The following is a 23,159-nucleotide window of genomic DNA, read 5'->3' as shown; positions in this document are numbered from 1 at the left end:
TATTGCTTACTAAATATAGTCAAGTACTTAGTCAAGTAAGCAGAAGGTTAATCTGCTTTTTTATTCATAGATTATCTTTTCGTTATTTTCATAATTCGATCAAAAGCGTCACCGATAAGCTGATTATGCCTTTTTTTAAGTGGCTCCCATGTTTTCCAGCGCATCCACTTAGGCTTGTTACAGTCTTCTAGCGTGTCTATACGTGTTAAATATTCACGGTATTGGCACTTATCTAATAAACGATCAACTTTAGGCCATACGCGTTCATTCTTGTTGCTGCTCTCTGTTTGGTACTTGAGGTTTCCGCAGACTCGACACCACCATACACCGCCATAGTCAAACAATGCGCCACATTTACGCGAGCATTTAGGGCACTTCCACCAAAGACGATCACTTCCAAAATTTGTTTTACTTTTCGCTAGGTAGGTTTCTTGGGTTAGCTTCTTACCTTCCTTGAACCACTCAAAAATGAGGTGATCGTTTTTCCAGTAGGCATTAAGCCTTTGCTCTATATTCCCATTCCTTGAAAAAGTCGTACTAAAGCCATTACCACGCCTCAAGAATTTACGGATCTGGTTTATTTTAATTTGATTGTGTTTCTCAATTATATAAGCCATAAGGCACCCAAATTAATTGGCTAACGTTATAATATCTTAGGAAATGTTAGGTTTTACTTACTTGCTAGATATCCCAGTGACTATAAATTTATCGCCTTTATGTATTAAGCTACACTGGACTTGTCCTCTCAGCATGACGCCCATTCTGTTCTTTGATTTGTAGTTCAGCTGTACAAACCAGTTGTTCTTACCTTGGTCTATGACGATTCTATCTAATGTATCATTGAGATATTCAACGCTATCTGGAACATAAAGCCTTTGTTCTAGCTGATATTGGCAAGCATGCCTAGCTGAACTTTCAAGCAGTCTTTTTGCCTCGGCAGCTTGTTCTTCGGGAGTTAAGGGCGTAGATGGAGAAAATACTAAGTATAAAATTAGCGAAATAATGCCTAAGGTCACTATTTTTTGAAACCATGATGTTTTTACTTTCCCACCAGCTTTTTGAAACGCTTTTAATTCTTTTGAGTCGAATGGTTTTGACTCCTTAGCATTGAGTGTAAGGGTTTTAAACGGGTATTGGTTCCCACACTCAGTACATTGTTTGGCAGAAATAGAAAGTGGTTGACCACATTGAGTACAATAGATTTTCGTCATGATTTGCTATCCTTGTAAATAACCATTTTTTGTTAAATTTATTTTAGCGTTACTTGAGCCTACTAATGCTGTAGTCCTTAGCTTGCTTATCTCTGTGGCCTTTACCGCGCCCTTTCGCCTGATAAGACACTCGATCAATGAGTTTTTGTTTCTCACCAAAGTCGGCTTTTAATATCTCTCCATAGCAGTTTTTAGGCATCCATGTTTTGCCACCATGACTAGCTTTTGCCCAATGCTTAGAAAGGATGTCAAAAAGCGTATCTGAGTGCCTGATAGCCTTACCATCTAGCATGATCATAAAGTGGTAATGCTGCTGCTTGGCTTTTTCCATTTCACGACACCAGCAATAACCTATCTCTTTAACCGTATATTTAGATTTGATGACACGACTAACGCTTTTCATAAATCGGCTTATTACTTCGTTACATGCTGTATAGCTATCGTGTGGCATATGTAAGTCAAAGACGATCCAAAATACCCTACGATAATTGTTACACATGATGTTGATTTGTCTAATGATGCTTTTCATCTGCTCCGTGTAAATTGAATGGCCCTTGTCTGGGTCTGCCTTGATTGACCAAATTTGACCATCCATTTTGATATATGGACTGATAGATAGATATTTCATTAAAGACACCATAGATATTATGAAATACCCCCGACAAAACGATTTTTATAGTTAGTACTCACATACTGAGTGCTTCTAATGACCTAAGAAGTTGTTTTTTTCTAGGGCCTTATTCGTCACTATAAAATAAAGGGTAAAAACCTCGTAATGGGTTCTCATTGGGCGACACTACAAAAATGCTTTTAGAGTCGATTGGTTTTTCAATTGTTTATAGAATATTCTTGGAATGCTGGTGGCTAGGTTTGATGGCTCAAGCCACCAGCGAATAAAACAAGCGCTCAGGAATTAACCTTTCTGGGCGTTTTCCATTTCTATCAACGCATCATGTAGCTCTTTACTAGCTTTTGATAAACGCCCTGATTCGGATACGGCTTGGTGGTGAGATACTCTTTTTAAAGTAAACTTCCTTTGTAATCTAGCTTGCATGTCATCGAGTTTGCTAATGAAATGAGCCTGATTAACTTGATAGTGCGTTACTTTTTTAGAGCCGCTTTCTCGTATTCGGTCTATAGTCCAATAGCCGAATCTCTCTCCTTCGAGTTCTTGCAATAGTCGTCTAAAATTATCGTCAATAGCGACTAATTCAGCTCGAGGTGCTGGAGTATCTTTAGACATACAATCTAATGCCAGCCGATAAGGTGAGCCGATGGGGGGGATAGATGCTTCTGGTGCGATCTTGTACAAATTATTCATCGCACTCTCCTGCTTTTTCATTTAGGAATTTTTCAATAGTGCTTTCTTTCCACCCTAATGCGCGGCCATTTAATTGGATTGGTTTTGGCATTGTTTTGTTTTTAGCCCAGTATCTCCAAAGAGACTTCTTTGATCGCCCCAAGATATGAGCAACCTCATCTAGGCTTAACACTCTTTCGTGTGTTTGATTCTGAAAGTTATTTGATTTAAAAGTCATAGCTAGCTCCTCTTTGAATATGCTATGACTCATATAGTGACGAGTGTTCTTGGGAAGGTATGGAGTAGAAAAAGGATTATTTATTTCTGATTTTTCCTCTTTCGTTCGTAGAGTCTTGTCATTGCCATTGCGGCTCCCTGATCATCTAAAAGTACGTTGAGCATTTTTCCTAATGACAATGGTTCACCACTTTCTTGCGTTCCTTTTCCGCACTTCGCGAAAAAATCGTAGTAATTGACATATTGATCACAGTATGTGTTTCCAGCTGTGAGTATTTTCTTAAGATCTGTTTTGCTTTTAACTGGAGTATTTTCAAGAATTCTTTTGATGTGGGAAAAGTCTGGATACAAACTGGATTCCATATTTAACTTAGAGGCAATTAATAAAGTGTCTATTTCTGCTTTTTCTAGTTTTTGAATTAATTTTGAACGTGTCTTTTTATCAATACCCCAGATATATCCATTCTCTGTACTTTCAGAAATAGCGACTTCAATTTTCTCATTAGAAAAAGGGACGTCCTTTTTTAAAATGTGTATACCATAGATTATTAAGAATTTATAAATTGATAGCTGATGTGTAGGTAATATAGCCACGCACTGTTCAAAGCGCTCCCATAAAGTCACTCTTTGTTTTTCGTCACCAAGTTCAAGTAGAGTAAGGTTATCAATGAAGATCTCTTTATTTATTTTAATGATTGCCGAATTTTCTTTATTCATTTTAATAATTACCGAATATGTTGATGACAGTTGACGATATTGTGGAATTATTGAGTTTTCTCTCCCACGCTTCTAAAGCTCTACGCTTTTCTGGCAAATACTCGTACCTATCATAGTGCTTGCTTGATACGTCACTTAGGGCGTGATTTTGTAAGCGGTCGCGTATGGCTTTTGATATGCCAGCTTCCCCCATAAGGGTTTTGCAGGTTCTGCGAATATCACGAGGCACAAAGGGGCGTATGGTTGGCGTGTTTTCTCGGTAGCGTGTAATGGCTTGTGATAATGAATCTGGGCGTATGTGCTCGCTTGTATTGAGCCTATGGGGAAATATAAAAGGGTTGTCTGTTCTGGCTTCAAATTGACGCTCTAGGGTTGCTAATGCGCTTTCTGTAAGGGGGATTAGGTGAGGGCGTTTGTTCTTTGATATGTCCGCAGGGATAAGCAATGTTTTTTGTTCCCAGTCTACGGATGACCATTGAGAAGCGACTAACTCGTAAGGCCGTTGCCCACCTGTATAAAAACAAAAGCTGATTAGGTTGCGTATTGTATCGCCCATTTTAAAGCGTTCGTATTCGTTGCCTACATCTGCTAACAGTTGCTTTACTTCAATTAGGGTAAGGTAATGCTCTCCAACACGTTCGCCGTCTTTTTGTTTGGGGATGGCGGCCGCAGGGTTTAGGGTTAAACCAAACTTTGCTTCGTCAATAAAGTTTGCTGGATCGTGATCATGTTTCAGACCGTAGTTAAAGGCCGCAATGATATAGCTACGAACTCGATTTGATTGTGTTACCGCGCCCCGTTTAATCATAGCCGCGAGCACTATCATTAAATCGTGACTGGTCACATCTTTTGCTTTTACTGTTTTTTCAATGTGAGGATAGACTTCTTTTTCTAAGGCGCTCAACACGGCTTTATGTGTTCGTTTGGCATCTTTCGCCATTTGAGCGGTATAGGCGTTGAATAATTGTTCTATTGAACCTTTGCGAGCCTCTTCTCTTTTTTCGTGCTCTGTGGCTTTTCTGGTGGCTTCTAGGCTTTCTTTTGGGTTGATGCCTTGAATGAGTATTGAGCCGAGCTCTTTTTTCTTAGCTCTCGCTGATATTAGAGAGATTTCAGGGAATTGACCTAATTGGATGAATTGGGCTTTGCCATCAATGAAAAAGCGAAATACAAAACGCTTACTTCCCTTTGGGGTTACTTGAATACCTAGCGTCCCTGTCCCGCGCTCACCGTTTGAGTCCCAAACGTAATACGGTTTAGTTTTTGGCTTTAGTCCTTTTATCTCGTTCGCTGTGAGCATCACTCTTCCCCATGCTTACTTGACTATACGGTTTTATAGTCAAGTAGTTAGTCAAGTAAGAGTGTACCTTAATGCTATTCCATAAGAAAAGGTGAGAACTATAATTGAATATAAGGTGTTGACTAGTATGGGATTTTTCTTTTTTTGGGGTTTTATGGGAATGGTTGGTAAACAGTATTATCATGACTCATAATCGGCAGGTCCCCAGTTCAAGTCTGGGCAGGCCCACCATATAAAATAAGCCCCGATAGGTTAGTGAAAACTGACGTATCGGGGCTTTTTTATTGTCTGCGATTCTGCGTGGTCCAGCCGATGATTTCCAGTAAGTTGTTTAAGCCGTTTGTCATCTACTTCACTTTCATATCGACGGATATGCCAGTAATGTTCTCTCGAAGTTAAGCTGGTTACTTCTTCTAGTTGGTTTATCTGATGATGTTTTTTAATACTATGGGTATGAAAATATTCTCTAAGATAAACTGGTTGGTACAACCTTACGTTTGTTGACTAGTGCTTTGTTTAAAGCACCAAGCGTGATATTGCTAAAAGATGAATAATAAAGTCTCTTTTATCTGACAAGTGCCACGCTTTTAATTTGAGCCCAGAGTGTTTTTCCTATCGCCAAGGCTAGGTGTTCAACGGATCGATAGGTCAATCTTGCTATAAGCGTGTTTTGCTCTGTTTGTAATCGTACTAACGCCATGGCTGGGTCTTTGTCAGGAACAATGTCGAGGACTTTTACCGGTAGTCGATTCAATATGCTGGAATCTTCATGGTAAGTGAGGGTTAGGCTGACGTCGGTGGCGAGTATTCTTACTCGAACATTTTGCCCTAGCGTGTCGCCGTTGTTACGAATCCATAAGTCGCTGCCTGCGCAAGAGACTTTTGATAAGTGCCATTTATCGTCTTGCTCGATAATCTTGCCTTGCCAGATGACGCCTGTGTCATTGTTAACCAGCAGTGGCGAGTTGAGCTGTGAGAAAACGTCCTCTACCTGTCCTTGTGTGGCGACTTTGCCGTCTTGCATCAATACAACATGATCCGCTAGACGCATGACTTCTTCGACAGAATGACTGACATATAAAATAGGCGTTTTCAGTGTGGATCTGAGCTTTTCTAGGTAAGGCAAAATCTCTTGTTTTCTGGCGTTATCTAGCGAGGCCAACGGCTCATCCATCAGTAATAATTTAGGCTGGATCAATAAGGCTCGGGCGATGGCAATACGTTGTTTTTCACCGCCAGACAGTTGCTGTGAATTATTCGCCAGTACGGATTCGATGCCCATTAAGTTGATGACTTGTTCATATAAATTGGTTGGCAGAGGAATGCCGCTGCGTTTTATGGCGTAATCTAAATTGCCCTTCGCCGTCAGGTGAGGAAAGAGACTTGGTTCTTGAAACACATAGCCTAATGGTCGTTTATGAGTGGGTAAAAAAACAGTGTCGCTTTGCCATGTTTCGCCCTTCATCACAAAATGCCCTTGCTGTGCTCGTTCTAGCCCTGCAATACAGCGTAGCAGGGTGGTTTTGCCAGAGCCTGACTCGCCAAAGATCGCCGTTACGCCACTGTCCGGAAGAGTGAGATCGACATTTAAGGCAAAGCGGGATTTTGGGTGTTGTAAGTGAAATCTGGCATGCAGGCCTTGCTCAGTTGTTTCTTCGCGCTCTGTATTTTCTATGCTTTCTGTATTCTTTGTCGTGGCGTTTTTTATTGGCATAGTCATTTCGCTCCCCAGAGTGTGTTTTTTCGCTGGAAGGTATACAGGCTGAGCAATACTAAAAATGAAAAAATGATCATGATTGCGGCGAGTTTATGGGCTTGGTCATATTCCAATGCTTCAACATGGTCGTAAATTTGTACGGATACAACACGAGTCTGCCCCGGAATATTGCCGCCAATCATTAAGACTACGCCAAATTCACCGACCGTATGAGTAAAGCCCAAAATCGCGGCGGTAATAAAGCCCGGTTTTGCTAATGGCAAGACAACGGTGAAAAAGCGGTCTAAGCTGCCTGCCCGCAAGGTGGCGGCCACTTCTAATGGTCGTTCTCCAATGGCTTCTATGGCGTTTTGTATGGGTTGCACGACAAAGGGCAGAGAATAAAACACAGACGCCACGATCAGCCCCAAAAACGTAAAAGGCAAGGTTCCTATGCCCAGCTCTTGAGTTAGTTGACCAATAAAGCCATTGGGGCCCATTGCGATGAGAAGGTAAAACCCTAGCACGGTTGGTGGTAACACCAGCGGTAAGGCAACAATGGCACTAATTGGACCTTTTAGACGCGAGCGGGTACGAGCGAGCCACCATGCGATTGGGGTTCCAATCAGCAATAAAATAACAGTAACAGTGGTTGCCACTTTAAAGGTTAGCCAAATGGCTTCTAAATCTGATGCAGAAAGCATGCTGTGGTGTTATTCCGTTTTATAACCGTATGAATGAATGATGTTACGAGCTTTGTCACTTCGCAGGTAGTCAAGAAGCCCTTTTGCTGCGGTGCTATTTTCTGCGCTTTTTAATAATACGGCATCTTGGCGAATTGGGCTGTATTGATCTGTGGGAATGATCCAGCTTGAGCCTTTTTCAATATGACCTTTGCTCATTATTTGTGACAGGGCAACGAATCCTAAGTCTGCATTGCCCGTGCTCGCAAATTGATAGGTTTGTGAAATGTTTTCACCCATGACCCATTTTGATTTGGTCGATTCTGTTAGTCCTAAACTCTGCAATACTTCTGTAGCGGCAACGCCATAAGGGGCAAGTTTTGGGTTGGCTAACGCCAGCTTATTGAAATCCCCACTTTTTAAACGAGCGTCATTGTTATGAATAAAATCAGGCTTAGCTGACCACAATGCTAGAGCCCCAATGGCATAGGTAAAGCGACTATTTGGGACGACAAATCCTGCTTTTTCTAAGGCATCAGGTTTGTTTTGATCGGCGGATAGGAAGACTTGAAAAGGCGCGCCGTGTTGAATTTGTGCGAAAAATTTACCCGAGGAACCGAAGGATAAAACAACTTTATTGCCAGACTCTTCTTCATATTGTTTGGCTATGTCTTTCATGGCGATTGTGAAGTTCGAGGCGACGGCAGCATAAACTTCTTCTGCGTAAGTCGAAGGGCTAAGCATTAAGAAACTCAATAATATGACACTTAGCGAGTTGAATAATCGCATAGATTTAACCTTATGGAATGGTCTGACAATAGGATTTATATCGATGCGTTGTATAGTGCGTTATATAGCGAAATGGCGCAACGCTGCTGTGTTTTTTGGCTTATCTTTGGGCGGTGTTCTAGGTACTTTTTTAAGTACGTTTTTTAGGTGCGTTTTTTAGGTCAGCCTTCTAAATAAAGTTTGATATTAACGGTATCGATTTGGTCTTCTGGTAAAAATTTCTGTGCGTATTGTAAGTAGGTGCCGCTTGTTAGGAAGAAGCGGAAGAGTTGTAAGTCGAGGTGGCCTTCTTGGCACATATTAAACATGATGTCGATGGCGACGCTGACTGGCTTGGCTTTTTTATAAGGTCTATCTGAGGCGGTGAGGGCTTCGAATACATCGGCGATCATGAGGATTCTATCAGGCAGGCTGAGTTGTTCCGCGTTGAGTCTCCGTGGGTAGCCTTGGCCGTCCATTCTTTCGTGGTGAGTGGAAGCGTAATGAGGGACTCGACTTAGCTCGGGTGGAAAGGGCAGACTTTCAAGCATGGTGATGGTGCTGATCATGTGTTCATTGATTTTAAATCGATCTTCTTTAGTCAGTGTGCCTTTTTGTATGGTGAGATTGTAGATTTCACCTTGGTTATATTGATGTTCTGGTATCGCCATTTTGATGCCTAAAGATGTGTCAAATGTGATCTCTTTATGGCGTGGAATAATGTGCTCAGGTTTATCGGATAGCAAGGTTTCTGTCACGGCTTGCTGGCTTAGCGGTTCAGTTTCTTGTTTGCCTGCTTGTAGTTGCTTGGTGAGCATCATTTCTTCCGCAGGAGATAAGCCTAAGCGATTACTAAAATGGCGTGTCCATTCTTGTTCGCCAATGTCTTTTACTTTTTGTCTGTCCTGTTCACTCATTAATTCACTGCCGACATTGGCTTTGGCTACGAAAGCAAACTCTTCTTGTAAGGTCGTTTGGCGTTCCTTCCATTTCGCTAAGGCAGTATTTGGATCTTGATTTTCAATGTGTACCGCACGTAAGAAATCTATTTCTGCATCGCGCCATAAGACCTCAAAGCGAGTGCGGATTTCATGAATGCGATTGTAGATACATTCGAGTTTGGAACCTTTGTCCATGATGTGTTCTGGCATGGTGATTTTACCGCAATCATGTAGCCAAGCGGCAACACGGAACTCTAAACGTTCGTTATCGTTGGCGAATTTGAAGTTTTTATAAGGGCCTTTTTCGGCTTTTTCTAAGGCGTCAGAAAGCATCAATCCAAGTTCAGGAACCCGATAGCAATGGCCGCCGGTGTGAGCTGACTTATCGTCAATCGCAGTGGCTATCAGGCGTATTAATGCTTCCATGAATTCTTTTTGGCTGGCTTCGTGTTGTTTAATGTCATTTGCCATGGACACAAAGGAATTAGACAGTTGCCAGATTTCTTTGATGTGTGAGTCTGTGAAGGCAACATCATCAAATTTGCGTTGTTTTATTTTCTCTGTTTCGAGTTGTAATTGTCGAATTGGTCTCACTATTGGCGAGCTTAAAAGCCAGATGATAGGTATTAAGATAACCATGACTAAGGCGCTTAATAGGGCAGAACGAAAAGCCTCCTTGGTCGCTTGTTGGAAAAGTATTTTCTCTGTTACGACGGCCGTAAAGTAATGCTTAGTAAATATGTCATTACCTATGCTTTTAATAAAAACATAGTATCTTGGGCCGTCTTTGCTATCGATAAGCAGTGGTTGTTTTAGGCTTGTGTTTTCGGCGGCCTTGATCAATTTTTTTGATGCTATGCCAAGATAATCTTGCATAGACTGAGGCGTCGAATTGTCTGAATTAAAATGGGTTGTATTTGAAGCAATGATTTCACCATTTTGACCGAATAAAAAGGCTTGTTCTTGCCCATTGATGAGTCTTGATGAAGACAGGGATAACTGATCAGACAAAGAGGATAAAAGGATATCTAAGCCTATTACCTGATCTGTATTGCGCATCCTCTGTGCGTAGGTTTGTCCTGATATTTGTAAATGCTGAAAAAGGTAGGGAGGTGTTTTATAAATACTATTTTGTGTTGATGCCGCAAACCATGGGCGATCGGTGGGATAGAAATTACTGTACTCGGTTTTATGGTGATTAAGATGAAAGGTATTGGAATAATAATAGGTTTGGCGCAAACGCTTTTCTCCACTACCTGAAATATCTACAGCTGCCCAACGATCATCGAGTTGCGCTCCCATCCGTTGTCTTATGTCTTTGGCTGAGTCTAGGTTGATAAATTGAAAAAAATGTTCCCGTTTGTCGCCGATATAAAGACTGTATAGCTCAGGGCGTTTTTGTAGGAACTGGGCAAATAAACTGCTTTTGTGTTCGATGCTTGTGTTTGATAAATCTGAATTGATTAGCTCTGCAAGTACTTTGACCGTCTGTTTCGCATCATTTTCTAGGTTATAAACACTGTCGCTCATATGATCAGAAAGCAGGTTCATACTCGATAACATGTGATCGACCGCCATTCTTTTGCTGGCGCTGTATTGCAACGCAATAGCGATACTTGCCGTAATAAGAATGGCAAGAAGAAACATGTTAGTGACGAGAATTCTGATCGGTAATCGCTTTAATCCCCATTTTTTGCTAGCCACCATTCACTTCCTTGTAATACGTTTTGAATACCGAGTAAGGCAAGAGTTTATACTTTTTTAATACAATTCGAATTCGTTTCTTTATTCAATCGAATAAATGTGACGATTTGTGATTCTGATTATTTTTTAGTACGTTCAAGTTTTTTCCTTATTCGTTTTTCTTATATAAGTTAATGATTTTTCCTTCTTATCCATTTAGTCAGCATTTTGTTACCATGGCGCCAACTTATCGATTTGCCTTGTTTATTGATGTTTATATGAGCAGGGAATCGGTGTTCTATGACTTACTTTTTAAGGTTCTTCTTCCATGTTGTATCCCATTATTAACTTAGCGATTTTCGCTTTGTTGATCGCTGTGCTGTTCAAACTGCAAAAAGCTAAAAAGACGTTATCCACTCAGGTATTCACAGGTTTGGGTTTAGGTGTTGCCTTTGGTGCGGCATTGCAATTTATCTATGGTGTTGGCAGTGCTGAAACGAGCGAGACGTTAGAGTACGTAAACATTGTTGGTTATGGCTATGTTAGCTTGCTGAAGATGATCATTATGCCGTTAATTTTGGTGTCTATTATTGGCGCTATTATCAAGGTGAAAGACACAGGCTCTTTGGGCAAGATGTCTGGTGGCATTATCGGTATTTTGTTAGCGACGACAGCGGTTTCTGCCTTGATCGGTGTGTTTGTTAGTAATCTATTTGGCTTGTCTGCTGACGGTATCGTGCAGGGCGCTCGTGAAATGGCGCGTGGTGCGGCTTTGGAAACTCGTTTAGACGGGCTGGCAAATGTCTCCTTTGCTGACATGATTACGTCTTTCTTCCCTGGTAACCCTTTTGCAGATTTGGCGGGTAGCCGTCCTACTTCTACGATTGCTGTGGTTATTTTTGCTGCCTTTGTTGGTGTGGCTGGTGTCGCGGTTTCTCGTGCCGAGCCAGAATTAGGGGTAAGTTTTGAACGTTTTGTTGATGTAGCTCAATCTATCGTTAGAACCTTGGTTCGTATGGTGTTAAGCCTTACGCCATACGGTATTCTTGCCTTGATGACTAAGGTTGTTGCTGGTTCTAATATCGACGATATTTTGACTTTGCTTAACTTTGTCGTGGCGTCTTATGTGGGTTTAGCACTGATTTTAGTGATGCATTTATGTTTGTTGGCGTTCAACGGTATTTCACCGCTTCGCTACTTCAAGAAAGTGTTGCCTGTATTGCTGTTTGCTTTCACTTCTCGTTCAAGTGCGGGAACGATTCCGCTGAATATCGATACTCAGGTGAAACGTCTTGGTAACGGAGAAGGGGAGTCAAATTTCTCTGCTTCTTTTGGTGCAACCATGGGGCAAAATGGTTGTGCGGGTTTGTATCCGGCAATGTTGGCAGTGATGATTGCACCAACAGTGGGCATTAATCCATTGGATCCGAGCTTCATTATTTCACTGATTGCTATCGTTACTATCAGTTCATTTGGTATTGCGGGCATTGGTGGTGGTGCGACATTTGCGGCTTTGATCGTGTTGTCCGCGTTGGATATGCCGGTTGCGTTAGCTGGCTTGTTGATTTCTATCGAACCTTTGATCGATATGGGTCGTACTGCAGTGAACGTAAATGGTGCAATGACAGCAGGCAGCATAACGTCCAAATGGCTTGGTCATACTGATTCGAATGTGTTTGAACAAGATGAAGTGCCAGAGGCTGAGCTGAAAACCAGCTAACAGTAAAGGAAACAACATCTTTTTCTATATAAAACCACCTTCGGGTGGTTTTTTGTGTCTGGAGGTAAAGGTAGAACCAGAAACGAGTACATGATTAAGTAGAAATTAAGCGTTGGGCATGCAAAGTGCATAGTTTGATCTATGCTTGCTTTAGGTTTACTTGAATATCATCGACAAGGAGAGACATGTGTCCCTATTTTCCAATCTCAAAGTGTCCCATTCAATTGCCATTGTTGGCATTCTACCCTCTCTGTTTGCCATTATTATTGTGGCGTTTTTAGTCTCAGATTTAAATGAACGTGTTCATGAGGGCCGTATCGCAGAAGATATGGTGAAGTTGTCGACCATTTTAGATGGTGTAGCCCATAACTTTGCGGTGGAGCGAGGTTTGAGTGCGGGCTTTCTCGGTAGCAAGGGCAGCAGCGGTAAAGACGCGTTGTTGGCGCAGCGTAAGGTAGCAGATAACGCAGAAGCAGCACTTAGAGATGTAGATAACAGTGCCTTTGAAGTACTTACGGCTGAGCGTTTGAATCGTTTACGAGCGCCTGTCTTAACCATGCTGAAGGATAAAAATCAGGTTCGCCAAAAAGTGGATACCTTGGCGGCGAATAACGGCGCTTTTGATTTTTACTCTGAGGTGAACCGCCAAGCGTTAAATTCGATTCAACGAGTCATTCTCGATATTAGTAATCGAGATATAGCCAAAGCACTTGAGGCTCGTTTAAGTTTATTATGGATGAAGGAACGCGCAGGCCAATATCGTGGGGCATTGAATGGTGTTTTTGCAGCGAAAACCACTACATTAAAGCGCCAGTCGCAGATTTCGGCCTTTATTGAAGATGAACATCATCAGTTAGAACATTTTATTGTGACGGCATCGGATGCAGAAGAAGCGCTCTTAAAAGCCGCTATGAAAAATGAGAAGTGGCTAGCGGTCGATCAAGCAACAGGCAGCTTCTTGGCGTTAACCGATGTGTCTTCTGTGAATGGTCCTGCGGATTGGTTTGCACTTGCGACCGCGAAAATAGGATTGATAAAAGGCGTCGCCGATAAGATCAGTAATGAAATCATAAATTTAAGTGCTTCCATGACGTCGCAAAGCAAATTGTATCGTAATGGTCTTGTTATTGGCTTTATTGTGTTGATTACGCCAGTAATCTGGCTGGCGTTTACATTGACACGCTCGCTTTCAAGACGTGTGGAACGTATCAGTCAGGCTTTATCCAATGTGTCTACTGACCGTAATTTGGTCGGTAGAATTGAAAACACATCAAAAGATGAGTTGGGCGAGATCATTCAGTATTTAAATATCCATCTGGATCATTTGAGCGAATCCTTCCACTTAATGGTCGATATGGCGTCAGAATCGAAAGAAAGTATGAATGTGCTCAGCGGCTATTCGAGAAGTGCTCTGCAAGAAACCAAAGATCAGTTTAATCAAACCGATCTTATGGCGTCGGCAGTGGAAGAAATGTCACTGACAAGTAATACCATTTCCCAAGACATGCAGTCTTCAGCAGAAGCGACCGATAATATTCGTGAGCAAAGTACTCAAGGTTCAGCGCGTATGCAGACGATCTTGCAATCCATTGCCAACTTGTCGTCGGAAGTTGGTGGTGGTCATAAAGCGGTGCAATCTGTTACGGGTCATACAGAGCAAATTAGCAGCATTTTGCAAACCATTGAATCCATTGCTGAACAAACCAATTTGCTAGCACTAAATGCGGCGATAGAAGCCGCTCGTGCAGGTGAACAAGGACGAGGCTTTGCCGTGGTTGCCGATGAAGTGAGAACACTTGCCCAGCGTACGCAAAACTCTACAGAAGAAATTCGTTCGATGATCGAAGCCTTGGTTGGTTCCGGTAAAAGTGCTCTGCAATCCATGGATCAATGCGCCAGCATGGCGGAGCAAACTTCGAGTGTTGTCAGCGAAAACGTCACCATGATGCAAGGTTTGTTTGATGCCATTGAGCAATTGGCGCAAACCATCGAGCGCGTTGCCACTGCGTCAGAAGAGCAATCTCAGGTGTCGGAAGAAATTAATAAAAATATCCAAAACGTCAGTGAGCGTTCCGAACGAATTCTGGACATGGTTAATAAAACCGACGAAGGTTCTAGCCAAGCCAAACAACGTTTTGAAAATGTACTGAAAGAAATTAGCTCTTACAAACTGAGTTAATTTTCGTAAAAAAGGACTCGAACAAAGTGTTGTTCGAGTCCTTTTTCTTGTGTTTGTCTTGGTGTATTTTCGTGGCGCTTATCTTCGTGTTTTATCTTGACAGTAACGTCGTTTTTTCAAGAAATTGCAGTGTTTCCACCGGTTCGCTTTTTAATAATTTCAACATCACAGTCGATAATTCCTTACCCACATCAAACGATGAGAAATAACAGCTGGAAACAGCTGGGCGGAAATAATCGAAAAGATGGGTTCCATCTCGGCTAATGAAGCCTAGCTTTGAAATATCCAGATTCAATCTGTCACAGGCTTCAATAGCTGCAATCGCAACCACTTCATTTGGGAAGACAAAGGCATCCGGTGGGTTGTCTAAACTCATCAGTTTATTCACCACGTCTGTGGTGGTTTTTGTGTCTAACTGCACTTGTACAATTAGCTCGTCGTCGATGGGCAGTTTGTGCTCATCTAGTGCGAGCTTATAACCGGCGTTGTAATGGCCAGAAAACAAATAAATGGGTGGCGGTGTTAGCAATGCGATACGTTTGAAACCACGAGATATCATCTCGGTTGTGGCGGCTTTTGCAGCGTGGTTGTTGTCAATGTCGACAAAAGCATGCGGCGTAAAAAGTTCGGTTCTGCCGAAGGTGACAAAGGGAAACTCTTTTTCTAGTAAATACTTAACCCGAAGATCTTGTGGCATGGTGTGATCAAGAATAATGCCGTCACAGCGATTGCCTTCCACTGCATCATGGATGATGTCTAATTGTGCCTCGAATGAATTACTTGGCAGTAAAATGACGGTTTTGTCTGTGCCTGCCACGCCTTCTATCAGTCCTTGTATCATCAGCATGACAGACGGATCGCCGTATTCGTCTAATGTTCGCGCCGTGATAATGGCGAAGATGACATTGGTTTTGCCTGTTCTTAGATTCACCGCACGTAAGTCTCGACGATAACCCAGCCTTTTGGCGGCTTCGTGCACCAACTTGATGGTTTTTTCTGATACGGGTTCTTCTCCGCGTAAGGCACGTGAAATGGTAGAAGGCTACAAACCAAGGTCATCAGCGATTGTTTTGATGATAACGGAGCGTTTTGACATAGGGGTTGGTATTAAAATCCTGAAACAGATTTGAAATGATAGGGAAAAAGCGCATTTTGATGCTTTTTAGCGATGTTAGGCGACTTTTAACCAGCAGTTTAGCGAAAAACTGACCAAAGGCCAATTCGACACTTTTGGCATCTTATAAATATAAAAGTCTAACTGCGTACTGTGGTGACCTAGCAAGAGCAAACCTAGCAAGTGTAAACCAACACCCGCTAGGCTTTTTGTTTAGCCTTTTAAAAACTCAATTTTAGGTGTTCCATTTTGTTTCAAATGGGAGTGACGCTTCCGGATGACTGTTAGCACTTTGGGTTCATTAGGCACAAGTGTGAAGCAATTGTCGGAATAAATATCATCACCGCCATGGTCATAGGTGACAAACAAAGCAAGACGATCAGACGTCAGCGTAATTTGCTTCGTCTGCGAGTCGTTTTCTGTTACCTCAATATGTATGGTCGGCTCCTGAAGTCGATAGGCTTTTGGGCGTTTGGGTAAGTATTCGTTTTCGCCGTTGTTCATGCCGTTTCCATCCTGCCAATCAAACAGCAAAATGTCGTTTTCTGCGATGCTTTCAGGGGCGATACGCGTGACTTCAACGACGTTCGTTGGCGAAGTTATGACGTCGTATTGGCCTATTTCCGTTTGTTTATTGGTGTCAATATTGATACTGCGAACTCGCACCCTAACTGCTTCGCCTTGGGCAAGATCGGAAATGGCATGCAGTAGGATATCGCCAGTTTCACTATCGGGTTGCGCCGTCACGAGGACATTGGCATAGAAGCGTTTTGCCAAATATTGTGTGGTTTTCCAGCCGCCGCCATATTCCAGACTCGCCCAGCTTGCCACTGGCCAAGTGTCGTTGAGTTGCCAGAATAATGTGCCCATGGTGCGCGGCTTATTGGACCGCCAGAATTCTATGGCGGTTTTCATCGCTAAGCCTTGGCCTAACTGGCTTAAGTACAACAAGTCTTCAAAGCCGTCTGGAAAGCGAAAGTAACGCGCAATGGTTTCGACAATACGACTGTTGCCGCCATCATTGCGTTGATGGACGTCCATTACTGAGGACGACACGTTTCTGTCTTGTTCTTCGGTGAAGCTTTCAATGACTCGCATGGATGGAAAGGACTGAAAGCCAAATTCTGAGCAAAAACGTGGCCGAACCGTGCGGTAGTGTTCAAAGTCTTTTGACGAGTGCCATACATCCCAAAAATGCATGTCTCCAGATGTATCGATGTGCCAGCCATCACCGAAGTTCAAACGTCCGATAGAAGGGGAAGACGGCCAAAATGGAATGCCGGTATTTTCATCTTCCACGGCTTCTTCAAGGGCGTGGTTGAGTCGGTCATAAATCGCTAAATATCGGTCTCTGTCGTTGCTGCTCTCTTGATACCATTTAAGTGCGCCAACCAGTTCGTTATCGCCACACCACAAAGCGACACAAGCAAAGCGTGAAAGACGTCGCAGTTGCTGGCGGGCTTCTTGGCGCACGAGATCAAGCCATTGGCGTTGGTGAGCTGGATAGAGATTGCAGGCAAACATAAAGTCTTGCCAAACCATAATGCCCAATTCATCACAAAGCTCGTAAAACCATTCGGCTTCATACTGACCGCCGCCCCAAATACGCAGCATGTTCATGTTGGCATCGACGGCGGATTGCAATAAGTCACGAACTTGTTCTGGTGTTGCCCGAGCGGGTAACGCGTCTCCCGGAATCCAGTTTGCGCCTTTCATGAATATTTCTCGGTCGTTTACTTTAAAAGCAAAGCGATGACCTATTTCGTCTGCGTTGGTTAGCAGCTCTATGTTTCGCAAACCTATTTCATATTGTCGGGTTTCTTTGCCAATTTTAATGATCAGTTCATAGCGTTTTTGCGAGCCTTGTCCCGCTGGCCACCAGAGTTCAGGGTTGTTGATTCGTGCCGTTAGGCTGATTTGATTGCGGCCTTTTACGGTATGCAGTACATCGGATACTTGTTGATCATCGATGGTGACAGACAAATCCGCTGCGCAAGGCGCGACAGCATCGATAAAAAAAGTGACGTCTAGCTCTACCGCGTTATCTTCGTGGCGTTGGCGAATTGACACATCGTCCAGACGAACATCGTTTGTGCGAAGCAAAGAGATATCACCATAAAAACCCAAAGGTGAAAGGGCGATGTTCCAATTCCATCCGCCATGACATTGGGCCTTTCTTAGGAAATTAAGATGGCCGATGCGAGAATTTAGCGCCATGTATGGAATCGGGATAGTCGAGTTTTCGGCGCGATTTTTGGCTTCAAGAGTGTTCGATAAAAAGCGAACCTCAATGGTGTTTTTACCCGCGATTAGGTGTTCGGTGACATCAAAGTCATAACGCAAAAATTGGCTTTCACAAACACCAGCAGGCTTACCGTTGATGGTGACTTCAGCCAAGCAATCTACGCTGGTAAAACGTAAGGTATAAAACGCGTCGGCAAGGTTGTTGATTTGGAACGTTTTTTTGGCAATCCAGACGGTTTGGTGAATCCAGTCGAGTGTTGTTTCATTATCTCGCCAATAAGGGTCATCAATTTTTCCGGCATCGAGTAAGGCAGAATGTAAATCGCCGGGAACGTTTAATGGCACGGCGTCTGTTTTATCTTCGGCGCAGACTGTCCAGCCGTCATTTAAAAGCAATAAATCATTATTCATGGTTTGTTCCCAATAGGTTGCGTACTAAAGGAGCGAGGGCATCGCCAAGTGCATGGTGGTTTTGAGTAGAGAGGTGAATGCCGTCGTGGTGATTTAGAGTGATAACGTTCGACGCATCGAAAAAAGCATGCTTGCCTTGTTCCGCGACTTGCTTAAAAATCAGTCCTAAGGCACGGGATTTCTGTATCCCAGAGGCGAACATGTCTTCAGGGTCGACCTTGTCACCCAAGGCTGCTGGCGCAACGATTAAAATGGGAAGGGCTTCTCCTAGCGTGATTTTAATGTCATTGCATAACAAATTAATGCCGCGGCCTATGTCTTCGGCGGTCACATTAAAGCGACTTTTTAAGTCGTTGGTGCCAAGCATGATAATGACCAAATCCAGCGGCTGGTGGCTTAATAAACAAGGCGTGAGATATTGGCGACCATTGCGAAATGGCTCGTATGGATCGTCCAGAACGGTAGTTCTTCCGCTCAAACCTTCTTCAATAATGGTGCAGTCTTTTCCAAGGTGTTGGGCGAGTCGTCCGGTCCAGCGGTCACTGTCATTTAAACGGCCGCCATTGTCCATATCAGGCGCCCAAGTGTTGCTATCGCCATAACAAAGAACACGTTTTTTTTGCATGATTGTCTCCATGGTTTAGATGCTTCTTACGTCATCATTTTTACGACTTAAAGTCGCTCGCCACTGCTGGCGTCAAAAATAAAGGTTTGATCAAGGTGTAAATGAATCGGTAAATTTTCTCGGCCAAGGACATTGGCGGACTTCGCTAAACGAACGGTAAATACGGCAGAATTTAGTGTGCCGTTGATATAAATATCCGCCCCAGTGGCTTCTGAAAAATCTACTGGCAAGTTCAGGTGAACAGGTTTGGTTTCGGCCAATTCTGCGTTCTCAGCTCGTACGGCAAAATCCACTTCACGAGTGCCAGAAAACGAGGTTTTCAGAATGCTGCTTGGCAAATTCAGCGTCAGTGTTTTATTGCTGAAAATTAAGCCCTCATCGCTTGCTTCAAGTTGTCCGCGGACAAGGTTGATCTGAGGTGAACCCAAAAACGTCGCGGTGAAACGATCTACTGGATCATCGTAAAGCGCCATGGGCGTGCCAGCTTGTATGATGTTTCCGTCTTTCATTAAGACCACTTTAGAAGCTAAAGTCATGGCTTCGTGTTGATCGTGGGTAACATACACTGTGGTTGCCCCAAGGCGCTGGTGAAGCTGTTTTAATTCGATGCGGGTTTCGTTACGCAGCTTGGCATCAAGGTTGGAAAGCGGCTCATCGAACAAGAACAGATTCGGTTCTCGAACCAGACAACGAGCGATAGCAACACGTTGGCGTTGTCCTCCGGAAAGCTGCGCTGGATAGCGTTTAAGCAAGGGTTCCAGTTGCAGTGCACGAGCGGCTTCTAAAACGCGTGTTTCTCGTTCGGCTTTGGGAAGGCGCTTGATTTCCATGCCGAAGGAAATGTTTTTCGCAATCGTCAAATGCGGATAAAGCGCATAAGATTGAAATACCATGGCGACTTTTCTGTCTTTCGGATCCAGTGGTGTGACATCGCGATCACCGATAAAAATATCGCCTTCATGCTCTTCGATCAGCCCTGTGATGAGCCTTAACAAAGTTGATTTACCACAGCCTGATGGCCCAAGCAAAACAACGAAATCGCCTTCTTCGGCAGTAAGATTGATGTCCTTGAGCACTTGAACGGCCCCAAAGGATTTATTGATATTCTCAAGACGTAAATAAGACATGCTATTAACCCTTTACCGCACCTTGAGTGATGCCGGCATAAATGAATTTTTGGATAAAAAAGAATGCAATCAATGTAGGCAAAATAACGATAATAACCGTGGCCATGATGACGGTAGGTGAACTGCCAGAGATAACATCGGCCATTTGATAGAGAATCATGGAAACGGTTTGGTCGCCGGGTTTACTGGCGTAAAGATAAGGCGCGACAAAATCGTTGTAGATGCTCACTGTACGTAAAATGATCACGGTTGAAATGGCCGGAAGCATCATTGGCATGATCAAACGAAAGAAGATCTGGAAGTAATTAGCGCCTTCAATACGCGCACTTTCGTCTATTTCTACCGGAATGGCGCGCACGAACTGAATCAGTACCAGTAAGGAAACAATATCCGCGCCAGAGTAGAGTAAAACCAGTGCCCAACGTGTATTTACCACACCAAGAAAAGACAAAATCTGAAAAGTAGAAACTGGCGTGAGAATCTGTGGTACAACCGCCAACATGGCGTACAAACCTATGATGACTAAGCGACCGGGAAAGCGGAAACGTTCAAGGGCATAGCCCGCCGCAGCGCCGATTAGGATTAGAACTGCCAGTGAAAACAACAGTATTTCAAGTGTGTTAGCAAATGCGCCGACCAAGCCAATGCCGGTTTGTTGTTCAGGAAACAGAGCCGCTCGATAATTGTCGAAATGCAAAAAACTTTCGGGAAGTGAAATATGCGTAGAATTAGCGTATTCCGATGCGGTTTTGAATGAGGCTACAAAGGCGGACCAAAGTGGCATGAGTACAAAAATGCTGGCTAAGATCAGTGTAAAATACTGAAAAGCACGAGATATTTTTCTTCCGGTTGAAAGGCGACGGCGAGACATCAGAATTCCCTCCCTGCTGCGCGGTTTTGAGATGCATTGAGTGTGCGGACAAGCAGCACGACACAGATGACGAATAACAACATTAAGATTGCCATGGCGGCGGCGGTTCCAGCTCGCTGGTTTTGAAATCCTGTTCTTACCATTTCAATCGCGAAAGTGGACGTATTGCCCGCGCCACCGGTAATCAGAATAGGGATTTCGAATACTTCAAGGGAGCCGACAACGGAGAGCATCACTTGTAACAGCAGAACGAGCTTGATGGATGGGAAAGTAATGCGCCAAAAACATTGCCAGCCATTTGCACCTTCAATGCGAGCAGCGTCGTATTGATCTTGTGGAATGGATTGCAGCGCGCCGAAAGTAATAACTAGGTTAAAGCCTAGATAACGCCAGACAGACGCCGCCGCAAGAGAGAAATTGGTGTAGGATTCCGATGCGTCCAGCCATTGCACTTGTGCGCTGGGCCCGAATAAGAGCGTGAGAATGTCATTTAATGCGCCGTTTACATCCAAAAGATTGCGAAAAATGATGGCGGCCGCCACAGAATTCAATACAAAAGGGATGAATAGAATGGTGCGAAACATCCTTGATCCCGGTAGTTTTTGATGCAAGATGACGGCAAACCAAGTAGCGAGAATTAATTGAATAAAGCTACCAAATAAATAATAAAAACTGTTTGTAATGGGATACAGAAGTTGCACATCCCAAGTAAATAGGTCGGTGTAATTTAAAAGGCCAACCCATTCGGCTCTGAGCCAGTTGATGCCGTTAAAATCCAGAAAAGAAATATAGAAAAGCTGAACGACAGGCCAAACCCCAAACAAAACTAAAGACGTGATGGGGATGATCAGAAAGGTAGCTGTCGTGAGCCCTTTTTGTACTCGTGCGCTTAGCATTATTTTGTCCTCAAATAAGCCGTTGGAAAGGGAGGTTGCTGGAACCTCCCTGACTTAAAATCTCCCTGAAAAAGGCGTTATCGTTGTACACGTCTTACGGCGTTAGCCCAACGTTGATTGAGGCGATCTATGGCAGATTGATAATCTTTTTTATACATCAAGTCGCGTGTTGTACTGCCATTTTGAAAGCCGATTAAGTTCATGGCTTCGGTGAATTTCGCGCTAGGGGGAACTTGATACACTAATGTTGGTTTGTAGCTCATGACTTCTTTCAGCTGAGGAAGCGTGGGTTCAAGCTTTTTATAACCAGGAATAAAGCCCGCTTTTTGTGACAGGTCTGTTTTGGTCAGAATGAAATCTATCCATGCTTTGGCAAGCATCGGATTTTTGGTGTGCTTGCTGACGACCATGGCGTAATCTGGGCCGGAGTTTATGTTGTATTTTCCAGTGTCATTGTAAGGCAGTGGGAAAAAGCCCAACTCATCTAAGCTTAATGGTTTTAGCCCTTCTGAAGTGGCGCCTTCATTGGCGATTTGGTTGATAGACCAGTTGCCGAGAAACCACATGCCGGCTTTCCCTGAAGCCATCCAACCACGTGATTTGTTCCAGTTGTCTGTGGTCAAATCGCTTTCTGTTAGGTCTCGATCTATAAACTCACGCAGAACGCTGAATGATTGACCATAAGGTTGAGTGGCTGAGAAAGGCGTTTTGTCTTTCATCAAATCGCCAGCAAAGTCGTTCGAACCTGAAATGGCCGCCGCCAATCCGTCATAAGCGACTAAGGCCCAGCCAGTGCCCATATTGCTGACAAAGGGAATGATTCCCGCCGCTTTGAGTTTTTCAGCATCGGCAAAAAGCTGGGTTCGAGTGGTTGGAATGTCTTTGATACCGGCTTTAGCAAAAGCGGCTTTGTTATACACCACGGCTTCGATATTGACGCCATAAGTGTAAGCATACTCTTTGCCTTCGTATCCCCACTGATCAGGAAAATACATGTCTTTAGAAAGGTTCATGTCGTTTAGTGGCAAGAAAAAATCGCCTAACTCAGCGTTTGGCAGTGTTTGCGCTGTCACTTCCATCACATCGCCGTAATCGCCAGTAGCAAGACGAGTAGACATGGTCGAAGCGTATCGTCCAATACCTTGTACTTGGATGTCTTCTACATTGGGGTATTTCTTTTTGAAGGTGTCGACCCATTTCGCCATATCACCGTTTTCGATCATATTGGTCCAGTGAGTGTAAAAAACGATAGAGCCTTTGACGTCATCTGCTGAGTATTTATCTTGCGCAAATGAAAACGTTGTCATTGATAGGAGTAGTGTTGAAACAACACATGTTTTGGGTAGTATCTTCATGAATTTACCTCATTTATTGGGTTTTTGTTATTTTTGTAGTACTAAATAAAGCATGAAATAAAACGCTTAAAAACAAAAAAC

General features: G+C 43.4%; 20 protein-coding genes. 2 read left to right on the top strand and 18 right to left on the bottom strand.

What is annotated here, in order from left to right; genetic code table 11:
- Window positions 1-71: 71 nt before the first annotated feature.
- The 11 genes from ACO05V_RS20065 to ACO05V_RS20015 form a co-directional block, all read right to left on the bottom strand.
- Window positions 72-617, bottom strand: coding sequence for a hypothetical protein (locus tag ACO05V_RS20065; RefSeq protein ID WP_421855809.1), 546 nt, complete (start codon window positions 615-617; stop codon window positions 72-74).
- Between the two features lie 57 nt (window positions 618-674).
- The gene (locus tag ACO05V_RS20060) at window positions 675-1,211 is read right to left on the bottom strand and encodes a hypothetical protein (protein ID WP_421855807.1); all 537 of its coding nucleotides are present in this window, start codon (window positions 1,209-1,211) and stop codon (window positions 675-677) included.
- Between the two features lie 49 nt (window positions 1,212-1,260).
- The gene (locus ACO05V_RS20055) at window positions 1,261-1,839 is read right to left on the bottom strand and encodes a YagK/YfjJ domain-containing protein (RefSeq protein ID WP_421855805.1); all 579 of its coding nucleotides are present in this window, start codon (window positions 1,837-1,839) and stop codon (window positions 1,261-1,263) included.
- 285 nt (window positions 1,840-2,124) lie between these two features.
- Window positions 2,125-2,532 (bottom strand): hypothetical protein, encoded by a 408-nt coding sequence (locus ACO05V_RS20050; RefSeq protein WP_421855803.1) that lies wholly within the window; start codon window positions 2,530-2,532, stop codon window positions 2,125-2,127.
- Window positions 2,525-2,749: a helix-turn-helix transcriptional regulator gene (locus tag ACO05V_RS20045; RefSeq protein WP_421855801.1), complete on the bottom strand. Its 225-nt coding sequence runs from the start codon at window positions 2,747-2,749 to the stop codon at window positions 2,525-2,527. The genes ACO05V_RS20050 and ACO05V_RS20045 overlap by 8 nt, the downstream gene beginning before the upstream one ends.
- Before the next feature lie 80 nt (window positions 2,750-2,829).
- Window positions 2,830-3,465 carry a hypothetical protein gene (locus ACO05V_RS20040; RefSeq protein WP_421855799.1) on the bottom strand — a complete coding sequence of 212 codons (636 nt, stop codon included), beginning with the start codon at window positions 3,463-3,465 and terminating at the stop codon, window positions 2,830-2,832.
- A gap of 1 nt (window position 3,466) precedes the next feature.
- The gene (locus ACO05V_RS20035) at window positions 3,467-4,765 is read right to left on the bottom strand and encodes a tyrosine-type recombinase/integrase (protein WP_421855797.1); all 1,299 of its coding nucleotides are present in this window, start codon (window positions 4,763-4,765) and stop codon (window positions 3,467-3,469) included.
- A 565-nt stretch (window positions 4,766-5,330) separates the two neighbouring features.
- The gene (modC, locus tag ACO05V_RS20030) at window positions 5,331-6,485 is read right to left on the bottom strand and encodes a molybdenum ABC transporter ATP-binding protein (protein WP_421855795.1); all 1,155 of its coding nucleotides are present in this window, start codon (window positions 6,483-6,485) and stop codon (window positions 5,331-5,333) included.
- A complete protein-coding gene (modB, locus tag ACO05V_RS20025) occupies window positions 6,482-7,165 on the bottom strand; it encodes a molybdate ABC transporter permease subunit (protein ID WP_421855793.1) in 684 nt (227 codons plus the stop codon). Before modB ends, modC begins: the two co-directional genes overlap by 4 nt.
- Window positions 7,166-7,174: 9 nt before the next feature.
- Window positions 7,175-7,933 carry a molybdate ABC transporter substrate-binding protein gene (gene modA / locus ACO05V_RS20020; protein WP_421855791.1) on the bottom strand — a complete coding sequence of 253 codons (759 nt, stop codon included), beginning with the start codon at window positions 7,931-7,933 and terminating at the stop codon, window positions 7,175-7,177.
- 161 nt (window positions 7,934-8,094) lie between these two features.
- A complete protein-coding gene (locus ACO05V_RS20015; protein ID WP_421855789.1) occupies window positions 8,095-10,560 on the bottom strand; it encodes an HD domain-containing phosphohydrolase in 2,466 nt (821 codons plus the stop codon).
- 304 nt (window positions 10,561-10,864) lie between these two features.
- Here ACO05V_RS20015 and ACO05V_RS20010 point away from each other — a divergent pair, with 304 nt between their 5' ends.
- Window positions 10,865-12,256, top strand: a complete 1,392-nt coding sequence (locus tag ACO05V_RS20010; RefSeq protein WP_421855787.1) for an L-cystine transporter — start codon at window positions 10,865-10,867, stop codon at window positions 12,254-12,256.
- A 187-nt stretch (window positions 12,257-12,443) separates the two neighbouring features.
- Entirely contained in the window at window positions 12,444-14,435 is a 1,992-nt protein-coding gene (locus tag ACO05V_RS20005) for a methyl-accepting chemotaxis protein (RefSeq protein WP_421855785.1), read from the top strand.
- 91 nt (window positions 14,436-14,526) lie between these two features.
- Here ACO05V_RS20005 and ACO05V_RS20000 read toward each other — a convergent pair whose 3' ends face one another.
- From ACO05V_RS20000 to ACO05V_RS19970, 7 genes are all read right to left on the bottom strand, one after another.
- The gene (locus ACO05V_RS20000) at window positions 14,527-15,414 is read right to left on the bottom strand and encodes a substrate-binding domain-containing protein (RefSeq protein ID WP_421857039.1); all 888 of its coding nucleotides are present in this window, start codon (window positions 15,412-15,414) and stop codon (window positions 14,527-14,529) included.
- A gap of 348 nt (window positions 15,415-15,762) precedes the next feature.
- On the bottom strand, window positions 15,763-18,204 hold the full coding sequence (locus ACO05V_RS19995; protein ID WP_421855783.1) for a beta-mannosidase: 2,442 nt from the start codon (window positions 18,202-18,204) through the stop codon (window positions 15,763-15,765).
- Entirely contained in the window at window positions 18,197-18,829 is a 633-nt protein-coding gene (locus ACO05V_RS19990) for an SGNH/GDSL hydrolase family protein (protein ID WP_421855781.1), read from the bottom strand. The genes ACO05V_RS19995 and ACO05V_RS19990 overlap by 8 nt, the downstream gene beginning before the upstream one ends.
- A gap of 47 nt (window positions 18,830-18,876) precedes the next feature.
- Window positions 18,877-19,956 carry an ABC transporter ATP-binding protein gene (locus ACO05V_RS19985; protein ID WP_421855779.1) on the bottom strand — a complete coding sequence of 360 codons (1,080 nt, stop codon included), beginning with the start codon at window positions 19,954-19,956 and terminating at the stop codon, window positions 18,877-18,879.
- 4 nt (window positions 19,957-19,960) lie between these two features.
- Window positions 19,961-20,827, bottom strand: a complete 867-nt coding sequence (locus ACO05V_RS19980; RefSeq protein ID WP_421855777.1) for a carbohydrate ABC transporter permease — start codon at window positions 20,825-20,827, stop codon at window positions 19,961-19,963.
- A complete protein-coding gene (locus ACO05V_RS19975) occupies window positions 20,827-21,723 on the bottom strand; it encodes a carbohydrate ABC transporter permease (RefSeq protein ID WP_421855775.1) in 897 nt (298 codons plus the stop codon). The genes ACO05V_RS19980 and ACO05V_RS19975 overlap by 1 nt, the downstream gene beginning before the upstream one ends.
- Before the next feature lie 77 nt (window positions 21,724-21,800).
- The gene (locus ACO05V_RS19970) at window positions 21,801-23,078 is read right to left on the bottom strand and encodes an ABC transporter substrate-binding protein (protein ID WP_421855773.1); all 1,278 of its coding nucleotides are present in this window, start codon (window positions 23,076-23,078) and stop codon (window positions 21,801-21,803) included.
- Window positions 23,079-23,159: the final 81 nt, after the last annotated feature.

This window comes from Marinomonas sp. (assembly GCF_965225885.1).
In the GTDB taxonomy this organism is placed as follows: Bacteria; Pseudomonadota; Gammaproteobacteria; order Pseudomonadales; family Marinomonadaceae; genus Marinomonas.
Note: the sequence above shows the minus strand (reverse complement) of the source record. Positions and strands in the feature narration are given on the sequence as shown.

What these genes read in the sequence shown, in the direction of transcription:
- ACO05V_RS20065 (WP_421855809.1), bottom strand. Translation starts at nt 617, where the DNA reads ATGGCTTATATAATTGAGAAACACAATCAAATTAAAATAAACCAGATC.
- ACO05V_RS20060 (WP_421855807.1), bottom strand. Translation starts at nt 1,211, where the DNA reads ATGACGAAAATCTATTGTACTCAATGTGGTCAACCACTTTCTATTTCT.
- ACO05V_RS20055 (WP_421855805.1), bottom strand. Translation starts at nt 1,839, where the DNA reads ATGAAATATCTATCTATCAGTCCATATATCAAAATGGATGGTCAAATT.
- ACO05V_RS20050 (WP_421855803.1), bottom strand. Translation starts at nt 2,532, where the DNA reads ATGAATAATTTGTACAAGATCGCACCAGAAGCATCTATCCCCCCCATC.
- ACO05V_RS20045 (WP_421855801.1), bottom strand. Translation starts at nt 2,749, where the DNA reads ATGACTTTTAAATCAAATAACTTTCAGAATCAAACACACGAAAGAGTG.
- ACO05V_RS20040 (WP_421855799.1), bottom strand. Translation starts at nt 3,465, where the DNA reads ATGAATAAAGAAAATTCGGCAATCATTAAAATAAATAAAGAGATCTTC.
- ACO05V_RS20035 (WP_421855797.1), bottom strand. Translation starts at nt 4,765, where the DNA reads ATGCTCACAGCGAACGAGATAAAAGGACTAAAGCCAAAAACTAAACCG.
- modC (WP_421855795.1), bottom strand. Translation starts at nt 6,485, where the DNA reads ATGACTATGCCAATAAAAAACGCCACGACAAAGAATACAGAAAGCATA.
- modB (WP_421855793.1), bottom strand. Translation starts at nt 7,165, where the DNA reads ATGCTTTCTGCATCAGATTTAGAAGCCATTTGGCTAACCTTTAAAGTG.
- modA (WP_421855791.1), bottom strand. Translation starts at nt 7,933, where the DNA reads ATGCGATTATTCAACTCGCTAAGTGTCATATTATTGAGTTTCTTAATG.
- ACO05V_RS20015 (WP_421855789.1), bottom strand. Translation starts at nt 10,560, where the DNA reads ATGGTGGCTAGCAAAAAATGGGGATTAAAGCGATTACCGATCAGAATT.
- ACO05V_RS20010 (WP_421855787.1), top strand. Translation starts at nt 10,865, where the DNA reads ATGTTGTATCCCATTATTAACTTAGCGATTTTCGCTTTGTTGATCGCT.
- ACO05V_RS19995 (WP_421855783.1), bottom strand. Translation starts at nt 18,204, where the DNA reads ATGAATAATGATTTATTGCTTTTAAATGACGGCTGGACAGTCTGCGCC.
- ACO05V_RS19990 (WP_421855781.1), bottom strand. Translation starts at nt 18,829, where the DNA reads ATGCAAAAAAAACGTGTTCTTTGTTATGGCGATAGCAACACTTGGGCG.
- ACO05V_RS19985 (WP_421855779.1), bottom strand. Translation starts at nt 19,956, where the DNA reads ATGTCTTATTTACGTCTTGAGAATATCAATAAATCCTTTGGGGCCGTT.
- ACO05V_RS19980 (WP_421855777.1), bottom strand. Translation starts at nt 20,827, where the DNA reads ATGTCTCGCCGTCGCCTTTCAACCGGAAGAAAAATATCTCGTGCTTTT.
- ACO05V_RS19975 (WP_421855775.1), bottom strand. Translation starts at nt 21,723, where the DNA reads ATGCTAAGCGCACGAGTACAAAAAGGGCTCACGACAGCTACCTTTCTG.
- ACO05V_RS19970 (WP_421855773.1), bottom strand. Translation starts at nt 23,078, where the DNA reads ATGAAGATACTACCCAAAACATGTGTTGTTTCAACACTACTCCTATCA.